4 protein-coding genes are annotated in these 15,786 nt (G+C 64.5%); all 4 read left to right on the top strand.

Going from position 1 to position 15,786, the window contains the following annotated elements:
• The first annotated feature begins 195 nt into the window (after positions 1–195).
• Positions 196–12,657 carry a non-ribosomal peptide synthetase gene (locus A2J01_RS11950; RefSeq protein ID WP_231915768.1) on the top strand — a complete coding sequence of 4,154 codons (12,462 nt, stop codon included), beginning with the start codon at positions 196–198 and terminating at the stop codon, positions 12,655–12,657.
• A gap of 40 nt (positions 12,658–12,697) precedes the next feature.
• Complete coding sequence (locus tag A2J01_RS11955; RefSeq protein WP_064112774.1) at positions 12,698–13,711, top strand: Fe2+-enterobactin ABC transporter substrate-binding protein; 1,014 nt, start codon at positions 12,698–12,700, stop codon at positions 13,709–13,711.
• On the top strand, positions 13,708–15,009 hold the full coding sequence (gene entS, locus A2J01_RS11960) for an enterobactin transporter EntS (RefSeq protein WP_064112771.1): 1,302 nt from the start codon (positions 13,708–13,710) through the stop codon (positions 15,007–15,009). Before A2J01_RS11955 ends, entS begins: the two co-directional genes overlap by 4 nt.
• On the top strand, positions 15,006–15,786 hold a 781-nt coding region (locus tag A2J01_RS11965), incomplete at its 3' end, for a siderophore-interacting protein (RefSeq protein ID WP_064112772.1). The genes entS and A2J01_RS11965, both read left to right, overlap by 4 nt.

Below are 15,786 nucleotides of genomic sequence, written 5' to 3' on the forward strand. Positions count from 1 at the left end.
CGTTTCGATTCACGAAAGAGACTGTCCCGCAAGCGGTTGTAGAAGCGCGTGTCCTCTGTTTAACGCGTCGGGAGCCGTCGGTTCTCGGGTCACCGGCGAGGCGGATTCCCCGATTCATTGACATTTAGTTTAGGCTACCCAAAACGACGTTAGGTCACCCTTGGGTGACGTGTGTCCACAGACGAGGGGATCAGTGTGAGCGTTCTTCCAGGTTCGAACTCCGGAGCGGCGAGCGAAGCTACGTTTGCTCTCACAGGAGCTCAACTCGGGATTTGGAACGCACAGAGGCTTGATCCCGAATCTCGGAGCTACCTCGTCGGTGAGGTGCTCGAAATCTCGGGCGACGAACCGATCGACACGGAACTGCTGACAGCCGCCATCACGGCGACGATCGGTGAAGCCGAAACCATGCGGCTGCGGATGATCGAGACGGCGGACGGCCCGCGTCAGTACATCTCCGACGAGCCGGTTGGCATCATCCCGATCACCGACGTCCGTGACGAGCGCGATCCCGTAGCCGTGGCGCACGCACTGGTCGACGCCGAGCGCAGCCGGGCGTCCGAGTACTGCCGCCTGATGGTGGAGCGTCCGCTGTACACCTACTCGCTGATCAGGCTCTCCGATCGCGAGATCTGGTGCATCCAGCTCTATCACCACCTGATCGTCGACGGATACAGCGCAGCAATGATTTCGCGCCGAGTCGCCGCGCACTACACGGCCGCGAAGAAGGGAACCGAGGTCGCGCCAACGCGATTCGGTTCTATGACAGATCTGGTCAGCGAGGACGAGGCGTACCGGGCTGGCGAGCAGTTCGCGGAAGATCGTGACTACTGGCGTGATGTCCTGACGCCGTTGCCCGCGTTGGACGGACGCGGCCAGCAGGTCACCGGTCCGGCGGAACGAACGATCCAGGTTCGCGAGGTCATTACCGCCGACGCCCTCAGCTGCCTCAAAGAGGTGGCAGACGCGACGGGAACAACGTGGGCCGAGGCACTGATCGCCTGCTACGGCGCGTTTCTCCACCGACTGCTCGGCGAGACGGATGTTGTCATCGCGATGCCACTCATGGCGCGCGTAGGCCGCACGGCACTCAAGACGCCGGCCATGGCAGTCAACGTTCTGCCTCTCCGGTTGACGATTCGCAGCCACGATCGACTCGGTGACCTGAGCAAGCAGGTGGCCGCCACGATGAAAAGCCTGCGCGCACACCAGCGCTACCGCGGTGAGAATCTTGCTCGGGACCTGGGCGTCGCCGGAACCGGCGCACTGCTTCACGGGATCGGAATCAATCTCAAGGCTTTCGACTTCGCCCTCGATTTCGCCGGCGCTGTGGGTGTACTGCGAAACGTCGCCGGGGGACCGCCGGAGGACCTGGGTTTGACGGTTACGCCCATTGCGGACGGCGAAGTTCTACTCGGATTCGAAGTGGACGCGCGTACCAATACTCGGGAATCGGTTCAGCGTCGCCTCGCCGGTTTCGTCAGCATCGTCAACGCGATGGTCGGGGAGGGAGATCCTGCCGTCGGTCAGGTGGAGATGATGCCTGCGGCCGAAGCCGCGCGGATTCTCGCCGGCCGCGAAACTGCACCGCTGCCCGGCTCGGTCGAACTCGTTCCCGACGTGTTCGACCGCATCGTTGTCGAGCACGCGGATGACACAGTCCTCGTGTGCGGTGACGAACGTTTGACAGGCGCAGAACTCGGTGGCCGCGTCCACAAGCTCGCCCGGTTGCTTCGGGCCCGCGATGTCGGCCCGGACGACATTGTCGGACTTGCGCTTCCGCGTACTTCCGAGATGGTGGTGGCTCTGCTCGCGACATTGAACGCGGGCGCAGCGTACGTGGCCCTGGATCCGCAGCACCCGGCCGAGCGGTTGCGAGATCTGATCGACGACGCGCAGCCGAAGGTCGTGATCACCACTTCCACTCTGGCCGAGCAACTCGTCGGAGGTTCTCGGCCCGACCCCCTCGTCATCGATTCCGACGCAGTCCGCGAAGAACTCCGTGCTAATTCCGAGCTTCCACTCGAACTCGGTGAACTGGCGACAGCACGGCATGGTGATCACCTGGCGTATGTCATCTACACCTCGGGATCGACAGGCAAGCCCAAGGGTGTGCTGGTCAGAGGCGGTGGATTGGCGCACCTGCTTCACCACCATCGCGCCACCATCTACCGGGACACCGCCGAGCGCGTCGGGAACCGTCAACTGCACACCGCGCACACAGCGTCGTTCGCCTTCGATGCGTCTCTCGATCAACTGTTGTGGCTGCTGTGTGGTCATCGTGTGCACGTATACGACGAGGAACTGCAGAAGGACGCGGTTGCTCTGGTCGCGGCGTTCGAGCGAGATTGCGTCGACGTGGTCGACACGACGCCGTCGATGGCGGCAGCGATGGTGGACAACGGGTTGCTGCGTACGCAGCGGTTGCAGCTCCTCGTCGTGGGTGGCGAGGCGGCACCGCCCGCACTGTGGGACGCGATCATCGAATCCGGTGTTCCGGCTCGAAACCTGTACGGCCCCACAGAAACGACGGTCGACGCGATCGCGACCACGGTCGAAGGTGCCGGACCGCGTATCGGGTACCCCCTCGCGGGTACCCGTGCGTACCTTCTCGACAGCGCGCTCGAGCCGGTCGCCGACGGTGAACGAGGTGAGCTCTACCTGGCGGGACCGCAATTGGCCAGGGGCTACCTCGGCCGCGCCGGCGCGACCTCCGAGCGTTTTGTCGCAGATCCTTTCGGGGCTCCGGGAGATCTGATGTACCGCGCCGGGGACGTGGCGCGGTGGGTGCCGGGGCGGGGCTACGACTTCATCGGTCGCAGCGACAAGCAGGTGAAGATTCGCGGACATCGAGTCGAGTTGAGCGAGGTCGAGGCTGTTCTCGGATCGGTACCCCGAATCGGCGCGGCTGCCGCGCTGATCCGTACGGATGGGGGACGGCCCAGCCTCGTCGGCTACGTTGTAGCCGCCGCCGGCGCGACGCTTCCGCCGCAGGAAGAATTGCGCCGTGACCTCGCCGGTCGCGTACCGGATCATCTCGTTCCCGCCGCAATCGTCGTTCTGGACGAATTACCCGTCACGGTGAACGGAAAGCTCGATCGTGCGGCACTACCAGCCCCGGCTGCCGAATCGGCAGGTCGCGCCGCATCCACACCGCGCGAGGAAATCCTCTGTGACGTGGTGGCCGAGGTGCTCGGCCGCGAACGCGTCGGCGTGGACGAGGACTTCTTCGGCCTCGGTGGTGACAGCATCACGGCAATCAGTGTCAGCAGTCGCCTGCGGGTGCGCGGACTGATCGTTGCTCCCAAAGAACTACTGGCACAGCGAGATCTGGGAACCATCGCCGCTGCGGCACGTGAGATTGCCGATGACGCCGACGCCGTAGCCTCGGTTGCGGACGTGGCCACCGGCACCGTGATCGCCCCGCCGATCGTTCGAGCACTGATCGACAAGAATCCGACAGACGAGGCAATCGCGGGCTACGCGCAGTGGACCGCAGTGCGCATCGACGACAGCCTTTCACTGGGTGACCTGCAGTCCGGCGTGCAGACGATCCTCGATCACCATGACGCTCTACGCCTGCTCCTGCGCCGTGACAACGACAGCGGCACTACCGAATTGATCGTCCGGGACCCCGGCGCGGTGCGCAGCGAGGGACTCGTTCGCGCGGTGTCCGACACCTCCGAGCCGTCCCGGATCAGAGACCTCGCGGAGGCGTCGGCGGCGAGTCTCGACCCACGTGCCGGTGAACTCCTGCGAGTCGTACTGGTCAATACCGAGGCCGGTCGACCCGACCAATTGATCGTCGTGGCTCACCATTTGATCGTCGACGGTGTGTCCTGGCGAATTCTGCTTCCAGACCTCCACGAAGCCACCGATGCTGCACGCGAGCGCAGGTCGGCCCGGTTGGCTGCAGGCGGAAGTTCGTGGCGTCGATACGCAGGGTTGCTCGCGGAATTCGGGGCCTCTGGCAGCAGGGCGTCAGAGCTCGAGTACTGGAAGTCCGCGTCGGTACAGGCGGACGACGAGCCGATCGGCAGTCGTCGTCTCAACCCGAAGATCGACGTGACCGCAACCGCCTCTCGCATGACAACCATTGCGCCCCCGGCCGTCACCGACGCGCTGTTGACCACGCTTCCGGCGGCGTATCGAGTCAAGGCCGACGAAGTGCTTCTCTCGGGTTTGATGCTTGCCTTGCGCTCATGGCAGCACGGCCGCGGCCTCATCGGGCTGCCCGCGCAGACAGTTACCGTCGAAGGTCATGGCCGCGACGCGCTCACCAGCGACACCGACTTCGCCGGAACCATCGGGTGGTTCACCAGTGAGTTCCCCGTCCGGGTTCCTACCGATGCACTGCTCACCGCAGACGATCTTGCCGACGCACTGAGCGGCGGAGCAGCTGCGGGGCATCTCCTTCGTGCTGTGAAGGAGGCAAAACGCGCCGTACCCGGAGGCGGAGTCGGCTACGGAGTTCTGCGGCATCTGGATCCCGACACCGCACCTGACCTTTCCGCGTGCGCTACACCCGAACTGCTGCTCAACTATCTGGGCCGCTTCCCGTCCTTGCCCGGAACCGGATGGCGATTGCCGGAGCAGGATCCATTCGCGGTCATCGAGCCGGCGACGAAGGTTATGTCGGAAGTGCTGGCGCTCAACGCATTTGTCCGAGAGGACGACTCGACGACGCTGGCGGTCGAATGGACTGCGGCGGGTTCAGTGCTCGACGGCGCGACGATCGTCGAGCTGCAAGAGCATTGGGAACGGGCGCTCGCTGCCCTGACCGCGCATGCCGCGCTCTTCGAGGGTGGTTTGACGCCTTCCGATTGCTCGGCGACGATCTTCGGCCAGGGCGCGGTGGTCGATCAGGCAGGGATCAACGAACTCGAAGCCGTCCACGGACCGCTTGCCGACGTCCTTCCGCTCTCGCCGCTACAAGAAGGTCTCCTGTTCCATGCGGTCCGTGACGGAGCCGCAGACGTCTACACGCTCACTGCACGCTTCGACCTCTCCGGGCCACTGGACGAGGCGAAGTTGGCCGACGCGTTCGAGACCGTGATCGACAGGCACCCGAACCTTCGCGCCGCGTTCCACTACGAGCAGTTCGCACGGCCCGTTCAGATCATTCCGCGCGGCGCAAAAGTCGAGTGGCGTTCGGTCGATCTGACCTCCGTTCCAGCTGACACTGCATTCCGCTCTGCAGATCAGCTCGAGGACGAGGCCGCCAAGCATGTCTTCGACGTCAGTACACCGCCTCTGCTGCGTGCACTACTGGTTCGGCTGCCCGGCGGGGTGCACCGTTTGGTCCTCAACGCGCACCACCTGCTCACCGACGGTTGGTCGACTCCGATCGTCCTGCGCGAGCTGATGAACGTCTACCACGACGGCGACAGCCTCCTCCCTGCGCCGACGCCGTATCGCGACTACTTGGCATGGATCGCCGGCCGTGATCAGGACTCTGCCCGCGCAGCGTGGAGCGAGCGTTTGCGTGGGCTCACCGCGCCGACTCTCGTTGCCGATGCCGGAGCGCCGCGAAGTGTGCCCGTCGCGCTCGAGGTTCCTCTCGCGACATCGGACGCCGAAGCGCTGATCGAACTCGGCCGTGCGCGAGCGCTGACGGTCAACACCCTGGTTCAGGGTGCGTGGGCAGCAGCGCTCGCCGAAGCGACAGGACAGTGGGACGTCGTGTTCGGGGCCACGGTGTCCGGCCGACCTGCCGAACTCTCGGGGGTGGAGGGAATGGTCGGGTTGTTCAGCAACACGATTCCGGCCCGCCTCGACATCGTCGCGCACCGGCCTTTGCTCGATCAGTTCGTCGGTCTGCAGAACGCCCAATTCGACATCGTGGACGTCGAACACACCAGTTTGGCCGAGATCGAACGCATCGCCGGAATCGGGCAACTGTTCGACACGCTCCTGGTGTTCGAGAACTTCCCGAACTCCGGTGCAGGACAGCCTGCATCGCACACACTACGGGTCGAGGGATTCACCAACCGCGGAGTCACGCACTATCCGATGACGTTGATGGCGCCGCCGAGCACCGGTCTGGATCTGGTTCTGTACCACGATCCGGCAGTTGTCTCCGACGCCACGGCGCAGCGAATGGTCACACGGCTCGCGGAGATCCTGCGTGGGTTGCTGACCGAGCCGACAGCTCCCGCATCCGCGGTGCTCACGGTAGTCCGACAGGCAGCGTCCGTTGCCGATGCGGTGTCTGCCGCGAAAAATGTCGCTGTCACGAAAAAGGTGGCCGCGCTCGATCCTGCGATCGATGTCGATCCCGCGGTCGTTGATGCAGTGTGCGCCTGTGTCGAAACGGTGTTGGAGATTCCCGACGTCGATCCGGGTGACAATTTCTTCACTCTCGGCGGTCACTCGCTCACTGCGATGCGGTTGGTGGGAAGCCTGCGCAAGCTGGGAATTCGCGTCGTCGTCTCGGATGTCTTCGACACCCCGACCCCCCTCGGTCTTGCCGTGGCCGCACGCGTCGATCGGACGAAGTTCTCGCCGGATTCGTTCGTTGGCGTCGATCGACCCGTCGTGACCGTGGCGACGTTCCGCGCCCCGGCGGTGGCGGGAAATCCTGATCACGAGCGTTACTGGGTTCGCACGCTCGCGGACCTGCCCCTCGAAACGGACCTTCCGTATGACCGCCCGCGCGGCGAAGAGTACCGCCCGCACACCTACCTTCGTCAGCTACGCGATGCCCGGTTCGGTGACGAACCAGGATTCGACGCGGTGCTGTTGGCCGCCGTGGCGGCGACGCTGAACAGCTTCGGCGGTGGTCGGGACCTTGCGGTCGGACTGGTCTCGGAAGGGACTGACACCCTGATTCGGGTCGACCTGTCCGGTCGGCCTAGAATTGCCGATGTCGTTCGGCGAGTCGAAAACGCTGTCTCCGAGGCACTTGCGCATTCCGATGTCAGCCTCGACCGAATCGCCGATCTACTCGGGCGTCCGACGAGCAGCCTGTTCGCTGCCCGTGTCGGTCACTCGCCCGGAAAGAGCGCCGACCTCGAATTCGTCCGAACCGCAACAGAACTTCGATTGACGGTTGATGCCGGGCTGTTCGACGCCGCGACTGCGGACGCATTGCTCGACGGTGTGATCGCGGTCCTCGGTCACGAAATCAGCACTGTCGTCGCGGATCTGCGACTGGCGGAAAACAAGCCGGATCGCGACCCGGGCCGACGCGCGACGCCGCCGTCGGGGATCTCGCAGTTGTTCGCTCGACACGTCAGCCGCCACCCCGACGACATCGCGGTGATCTCCGGCGAGGTCGGAATTACCTACGGGGAACTGTCGGCGCGCGTCGACGAGCTGGCCCGCGAACTTCTCGCGGTCGGCGCCGGACCCGAGAAGGTAGTCGCCGTCGCGCTGGATCGAAATGCGGATCTGGTGGCCGGACTGCTCGCGGTACTGCGCATCGGCGCTGCGTACCTGCCACTCGACGTCGATTACCCGACTGAGCGGCTCGAGTTCATGATCGAGGACGCGGCTCCGGTGTGTGTCCTGACCAGTATCGACAGCGCCGGGCAACTTCCGTTGACGGTCGCCACGAGTGTCTTCGTGGACGGTGAGTTCACCAACTCGGGTGTCGTGCTTCCTCCGCCGCCCGCGGCGGGTGATCACCTCGCCTACATGATCCACACCTCCGGTTCGACGGGTCGACCCAAGGGCGTGATGGTCTCGACGGGCAACCTCGCAGCCTTCGCGGACACGGTACTCGAGGATTGCTGGATCAGGCCGGGCGATCGCATCGTCGCGGTGACAACGGTGTCGTTCGATATCGCGGCACTCGAGTTGCTGTGCCCGCTCGCGGCGGGCGCGACTGTCGTGATCGCAGACCGCAGGACGGTTCGCGACCCGGATGCGTTGTCGGCGTTGATCATCGCAAGCGATGCGACAGTGATGCAGGCAACGCCGGCGCTGTGGCGAGTGGTCACCGAACACGAGAACGCAGTCGGACTCGCCATGGTGCGAGCCCTGGTGGGAGGGGAAGCCCTCCCGCAGGATCTGGCTGACGATCTGGTGGCCAACGCTGCTTCGGTCCGGAATGTCTATGGACCCACCGAGGCCACGGTGTGGGCGACATCTTCGGTGATCACGACCGGCGACCGAGTCACGATCGGTCAGCCCTGGACCGATGTGCACGTGCGAATCCTCGACGACGACCTGCGTGAGGTTCCGGAAGGCGTTGCGGGCGAGCTGTATCTGGGCGGTGCGCAGGTGGTACGCGGATACCTGAACCGCCCCGATCTGACCGTCGCTCGGTTCGTCGCCGATCCTTCTCTGCCGGGGGCACGCCTCTACCGCACCGGCGATCTGGTCCGACGCCGGCGAGGGGTTTTGCACTTCCTTCGTCGTGCGGACGATCAGGTGAAGGTTCGCGGTTTCCGCATCGAGCTCGGCGAAGTCGAAGGCGCGCTCGGATCGGTGGCAGGTGTGTTCCGCGCGGCAGCCACCGTTCGCGTCGATGCGGCGGGTACCGGAAGTTTGCACGGGTATGTGGTTCCCGAAGGTGCAACCACACTCGATTCGGTACTGGTGCGCAAGGAGATTGCGCAGCTCCTACCCGAACACATGGTGCCGCAGACCATCACGGTGCTCGAGGCACTACCACTCACCCTCAACGGGAAGGTGGACCGGAAGGCATTGCCCGACACCGCGCCGGATCGCGTGCAGAGTCCGCTCGTGGCCGTCGATGCGGATCGTCGGGCGCGGCTCGAGTCGCTGAGCCCGGGCTGGCAGGACGTGCTGCCACTTGGTCCCTTGCAGGAAGGCATGTACTTCCAGTCGGTTCTCGACGGCGCCGGCGGCACGGATGTCTATCACATGCAGCCGCGATTCGAGTTCTCCGCCGATGCCGCCGTCGACGTTCGCTCAATCCGAGCAGCAGGGGATGCGCTCTTGCGGCGCTATCCGAACCTGCGGGCCGGCTTCACACACGCCGGTTTCGACGCTCCGGTGCAGTTCGTGCCCAGGGCAGCCGAAATGCCTTTCCGCGAAATCGATCTGAGCGTAGTCGCACCCGAGGACTTGGATATCGAGGTCCGCGCCGTCGACGAGGCTGAATTCGGCAGGCTGTTCGACTTGAGTGCGCCGCCACTCATTCGAATGGTGTTGGTCTGGTTGCCAGGTGGGGGAGCGCACCTCGTCTTCACTCAGCACCACCTGCTGACCGACGGTTGGTCGCAGACCTTGATGTACGCGGAGTTGTTTGCGCTCTACGAGTTTGCTCGCACACACGGCACGGACCCGGTTGGACTCGACGGCGCGCTCGACAAGCCTGCGGACTTCCGTGATCACCTGCGATGGATCGCCGAAGCGGATCGCACGGACGCCATCTCGTCCTGGAAGGACTACCTCGCGGATCTCGAGCAACCCACACTCGTGGGTGGTACGGGATCAGGCGGGCGCGCTCCGTTGCCGGTGTTCACCCGGGTTCAGCTCGAACAGAGCATCACCGAGCACGTACGCGAGCTGGCCAGACGTAGCGGAGTGACGCTGTCCACCGTCGTCTCTGCGGCGTGGGGCCTGGCATTGCGCGCCGTGACGGGGCGTGACGACGTGGTCTTCGGATCGACGGTTTCGGGACGTTCACCCGAGGTCGAGGGCGCCGACCGCATGGTGGGCTTGGCGCTCAACACCATTCCCGTGCGTGTCCGGGTCCGGCCAGGCGAGGAGATCTCGGCGTTGCTCGGACGCCTGTTCCGTGAACAAGGTTCGCTGCTGGGGCATCACCATCTCGGGCTCGGCGACGTGCAGCGAAGTGCAGGGTTCGCCACGCTCTTCGACACGCTCTACGTTTTCCGCAACACCCCTCGCGACGAACAGGCGCGGCGAGACACGTTCGGTCGCAGTGGAATCGTCGGGTTCGATGCGGTGGACGGCACGCACTATGCGCTCACGCTCGACGTGGATCCGGGTGTCGGGGATGCGCCGATGGCGCTCACACTCGAAAACCGTCCTGACCTGATTCCGCACGACGTCGCTCACGACATCCTGTCCCGCACCATCACGATTCTCGAAGTGATGGCGAATTCCGATACCGCCACGGTGGCGGACACGGCGGTTCCGCTTTCGCGCACCCCCGCGGAATTCGCTTCGGAGCACGTCGTGATGCCACGGCCGGACCAGGCCGGCGGTAGCGTGGACGCACTACTGCGCGAAAGGGCAGCGGCAACTCCGGACGAGACGGCGCTGGTCTTCGGAGACGTCGCACTGAGCGCAGCCGAGATGAACTCTCGGGTGGACAGACTGGCACGGATACTCGCGTCGGCGCTGGGGCAGTCGGTACCAGGCGGGGGACCGACCCGTGTTGTCGCGCTCGCGCTTCCGCGTACTGCCGATCACGTCGTCGCAATCTTCGCCGTCATGAGAACCGGAGCGGCCTACCTTCCCTTAGATCTGGCTCACCCGCCGGCACGCCTGCGCGAACTCATCCTCGACAGCGATGCGGCGCTGGTAGTCACCACGACTCAGACGCGTGACCTCGTTGTTCCCGATGGACAGCCATGTCTGGTCCTCGACGACCCGGACGTGGCCGGAGTACTCGACGGGCAGTCTTCGGCACCAGCTGTCGACGAGGCTGCGGTCTGCGGGCCGACCTCACCGGACCAGCCTGCCTACGTCATCTACACCTCGGGCAGTACCGGAAAACCCAAGGGCGTCGTGGTGGGTCACCGCGGGTTGACGACGATGTATCACAATCACAAGGCCGAGATATTCACTCCGACCGAAAACAGTGTGGGTGGCCGACGTCTGCGCATCGCGCATACAGTCTCGTTCTCGTTCGACATGTCGTGGGAGGAACTGTTCTGGTTGCTCGCGGGGCACGAAGTTCACGTGATCGACGAGCAGGCGCGACTGGACCCCGCGTCTCTGGTGAAGCATTACCGCGAAGTCGGTATCGACGTCGTGAATGTAACCCCCTCGTATGCACGGGAACTGATGGCCGCCGGTCTCCTCGACGGTGAGCGGACGCCGGTGTTGGTGATGCTCGGCGGAGAAGCTGTACCTGCCGAGTTGTGGTCGCGATTGCGCGATCAGGACGGTGTCGACGGGTACGACCTTTACGGGCCGACGGAGTTCACGATCAATGCGATGGGATCCCCGGTTCAGGGGAGCGAGACACCCTGCTTGGGTCGTCCGATTCTGAACGCATCTGCGCGGGTACTCGATTCGGGTCTGCGGGAGGTACCGATCGGAGCGGCGGGCGAGCTGTACATGTCCGGAGACGGAACGGCGATGGGTTACCTTCACCGGACCGCGTTGACCTCCGCTGTGTTCGTTGCTGATCCCTACTCCGTCGGCAAGCGCATGTACCGCACGGGTGACGTTGTACTGCGTCGCCGCGACGGTGAACTCGAATATCTGGGTCGCGCAGACCATCAGGTCAAGATCCGAGGCATTCGGATCGAATTGGGTGAAGTCGAATCCGCGCTGGCGTCGTTGCCGGGAGTGTTGCGAGCGGCAGCGTCAGTCCGTAGCGAAGGCGGTGCGCCGCCGCGACTGGTCGGCTACGTCATCGAAGAACCCGGCGCTGATCCAGTCGATCTGCGAGCTGCGTTGCGGGAACGCGTACCGGCACACCTGGTTCCGTCGGACATCGTCGTCGTGGATTCGATCCCGTTGACGCCCAACGGAAAACTGGACCGCGGTGCGTTGCCGGCACCCCCCGCCCGAGCAGCGGCCCGAGCACCGCGAACCGAGATGGAAAGGCAACTGTGCCAGGTCTTTGCGCGGGTACTCGGCGTCGAGGCAGTCGATCCCGAAGAGAGTTTCTTCGATCTCGGCGGCGACTCGCTTCGAGCTATGCGACTGGTGGGGGAGATGGAGCACGACCTGTCGGTGAGCGTCGGTGTGGGAACGCTGATGGCCCGTCCGACAGTTGCAGAACTTGCAGTACACCTTGACGAGTCGTCGTCCGAAATCGATCTGAGTCGCGATCGCCTCCTGACACTGCGAGCCGAAGGCAGCGGAGAACCACTGTTCTGCGTGCATCCGGCCGGTGGATTCGCTTGGCCCTTTGCGCCTTTGACCGGTGTTCTCGAGGCCGACCGTCCACTGTTCGGCCTGCAACTGCCCACAGTTGCCGGTGAGCCACTCGAACCGACGAACGTGGACCAACTGGCAGCGATGTACGTCGACACGATTCGCGGCGTGCAACCGAGCGGGCCGTACCACCTGCTCGGCTACTCGTTCGGTGGCAACGTCGTTGCCGCGATGGCGGCTCAGCTGGTCGATATCGGCGAGACGGTGGAGTTCGCCGGTCTGATCGATACTCATCCACTGGGAGATCGTGACGATCACGGTCGCGACGATTCCGACGACCGCGATCTGGCCGCCGCCCTGCCACCCGAGATCCTCACTCAGGCACCGGGACTGGTCGACGCTGTTCGGGCGGGTTTTGATGCCACTCGTTTGCTCGTGGCCAGCTCGACCGACACAACCTACGACGGACCGGTTACTCTGATCACCGCCGACGCCGAGGCGTCCGGACAGCTGCTGGCCGATCGCTGGCGCAGAGTCCGCGGGGACCGGGACATGGCAGTACACCATCTGCCGTACGACCACGCCGGATTGGTGACCCCAGCCGGGTGGGCGGCGATTGCCCCGCTGCTCGACAGCCATTTGTCGAAACGCACGGCCACATAGTTCGAAAACCACACAGTTGAAACACAATGGGAGCTCAATGATGAAGTCCACACCGTCCCTCGCGATACGGAGTTGGCGACGATTCGTCGCCATCGCAGGGTTGCTGATCGTCGCACTCGTGGCGATGATCGGTTGCAGTAGCGATTCGAACGACGAACCGACCAAGGCTGCAGAGCCCACGACCCGCGTGATCGAAACCGAGAAGGGCTCGGTCACCGTGCCCGCGTCGGCGGAGCGCATCGTGGTTCTGAGCGGCGGTCTCGCCGGATACCTGTACGCCCTGGACGCACCGGTGGTTGCCACCGATACCCGCGTCCTCGGTGTCACGAACCTCGACGGTGGATTCCCGCCGGCTTGGGCGGACGCCGCAAAGGCGCAGGGCACCAAGGAATTGCCGGCCGGCGAGCAGCTCAACATCGAAGCCGTCGCGGCGGCTGAGCCCGACCTGATCATCGGCGGTGGCCAGGGAATCACCTCCGTTCAGTCCGAGGAACTCTACGATCAGCTCACTGCTATCGCACCCACCGTCTTGGTCCCCAAGACGGTCGCCGCGTGGGACAAGCAGCTCGAAATCGTCGCCGACGCGGCGGGCCGTTCCGACCAGGTTCCGGCGCTGATGAGCGCATACGAGGACAAGGTCAAAGAGGTCAAGGGCAAGATCAAGGTTCCCGAGGGCAACGTCGTCTACTTCCTCTCGGTCTCGAGCAACAAGCCGTACCTCGTTCCGCCGACGGCCGCGCTGCCCGCGATGCTCGCCGAGCTCGGTTTCAAGGCCGACGACGTCATGGCCAAGGCCGGCAACCCGCAGCTCTTCGGCTCGGGTGACTCGTTCGAGGTCAGCCCGGAACTGCTCTCGCAGGTCGCCGATGCTCCTGTCGCCTTTGTGATTCCGGTGTCCGGTCGCCCGATGGCCGAACTTGCCACCGATCCGCTTTACTCGCAGTTGCCGTCCTTCAAGGCAGGCACGACGTTCGAGCTCCCCGCCAGCAGCTACCGTCCTGACTACGACGGCGCAATGGCTACCCTCGACCTGATCGGCCAGACCTTCGCATGACTCGATTCGCTGGGCTGGTGATCGATGTTTCACCCTTGCGGACCAGCCGTCCCTTCAGGTACGCCTTTTCCGCGCGATTGATCTCGCTGCTCGGGATCGGACTGCTCGTCGTAGCCGTCCCCGCGCAGACGTACCAGCTCACCGGCTCGACCTTGCAGGTTGCCGGAGTGTCCACGGCGATGGCCATCGCCATGTTCTTCGGCAGCCTGTTCGGCGGCGTGCTCGCTGACCGTTACGATCGGCGACGCACCATCCAGTTGGCCCGCAGTGCTGCGGGTCTCGGCTTTGTCATTCTCGGGTGCAATGCGCTCTTACCACACCCGTCGATGTGGGTCATCTACGTCGCGGCAGCTGTCGACGGCTTGGCCGGCGGTGTCAGCAGCTCGGCCTTGATGGCTTTGATGCCGACGTTGTTGCCGCGCAACAAGATGGCTGCGGCCGGCGCTTTGGTAGCGCTGACCACCGACATCGGGACGATGATCTCGCCGGCAATCGCCGGCGTGATCATCGCCTCCGGCGGCATTCCCGCGACATACTTTGTTTCTGCGGTGGCCACCGCAGCAACTGTCACGTTGTTCCAAGCCATCGGCCCTTCCCCTGCACCGGGCACGAATCACGAAAGCCCGATGCGCGCGCTGGTGACCGGCGTGAAATTCGCCGGCACGCACACAGTCATTCGCGGCATCCTGATCAGCGGTCTGTTGGTCATGTTCGTCAGCGGGCCGATGGTGTTGCTGCCTGCCTTCGTCGACCAGGTTCTCGGCGGCGGACCCACCATGCTCGGTCTGCTCTACGGCGCCCCCGCTGTCGGCGCTGTGGTCGGTTCCCTCACCAGCGGTTGGACCGGACGAGTCCACCGCAACGGCGCCGCGATGTTGATCTCTGTTGCGCTGATGCCTCTCGGCCTGGTGGTACTGGGTGCGTCGGGAGCAGCGATTGTCGCGTTCCTGGGCCTGGCCGGATTCGGCCTCGGCCGCGCACTCAACGACATTCTGAGATTTGCAGTCCTTCAACAGAACACGCCGGACGAATTGCGCGGACGCGTGTCCAGTCTGTGGATGGTGCAAGCCGTCACGGGTACGGCGATCGGTTCGATGGCAGCCGGGTTCCTCGGGCAGTGGCTCGAGCCTGGCGCCGCGCTACTGGTCTTGGGGCTCGCCGGTGTGACACTGGGCCTGGTTCTCCTGGCAGCATTGGGTTCGGTGCGCCGGGTAACTTCGGAGATCAACGAAGTCGATCTCTCCGAAAACACTGTGCCGGTGGGGAATGCTCCGCCGGAAAAGGAAGGTAGTTCATGAACCGAGGAGACCACCTCGCGACCATCGCCGAAGTTCTGGCGGGAACCACCGGCGCAAAAGTGCCGTACCCCATCGGCATTCGCGAACTCGAAGTTGTTCGCAGCGAATTGGTCGGGACCGGACTGTTGCGTCTGACCTTGGGTGGACCGGAGTTGGCGGGCTTCGAATCGCACGCTCCCGACGAGCATGTTCGCCTGGTCTACCCGGATGCAGACGGAACTTTACGTCTACCCGAACGCGACGGATTCAGCCTGAAGTGGCCTCGTCCATTGCCGATCTCGCGTGAGTACACCGTCCGTCGATACGACGCCGAGGCGGGGGAGCTGGACCTCGACTTCGCGCTCCACGATGGTGGGTACGCCTCTGATTGGGCTCAGGCGGCGACCGTCGGCACTCGGGTGCACGTGGCAGGTCCGCCCGGTGGCGTCGTGGTTCCGTGGACGTACGACCGCTATCTGCTGGCCGGTGACATCACCGCCCTTCCTGCCATTGCTCGTTGGCTCGAGATGATGCCCGCTGCTGCCGCCGGGTGGGTGTTCGTCGAGATCACCGACCCTTCACAGGAAATCGAACTCACTGTTCCGGAAGGCGTCGAGGTGCGATGGCTGCACCGCGGTGACGTCCCAGCCGGTCACTCGGATCTGCTCGAGCAGGCAGTACGGACGGTCACCGTGCCCGAAGGTGAGCGTGTCTACGCCTGGATCTCCGGTGAGGCCACCAGTCTCAAGCCCATTCGCAGATTCGTGCGCGACGAACTCGGCCTGAGTTCGGGCGACC

This window comes from Rhodococcus sp. EPR-134 (assembly GCF_001647205.1).
Taxonomy (GTDB): Bacteria; Actinomycetota; Actinomycetes; order Mycobacteriales; family Mycobacteriaceae; genus Rhodococcus_F; species Rhodococcus_F qingshengii.

Coding starts and splice junctions, on each gene's coding strand:
- A2J01_RS11955 (WP_064112774.1), top strand. CDS start 12,698: ATGAAGTCCACACCGTCCCTCGCGATACGGAGTTGGCGACGATTCGTC.
- entS (WP_064112771.1), top strand. CDS start 13,708: ATGACTCGATTCGCTGGGCTGGTGATCGATGTTTCACCCTTGCGGACC.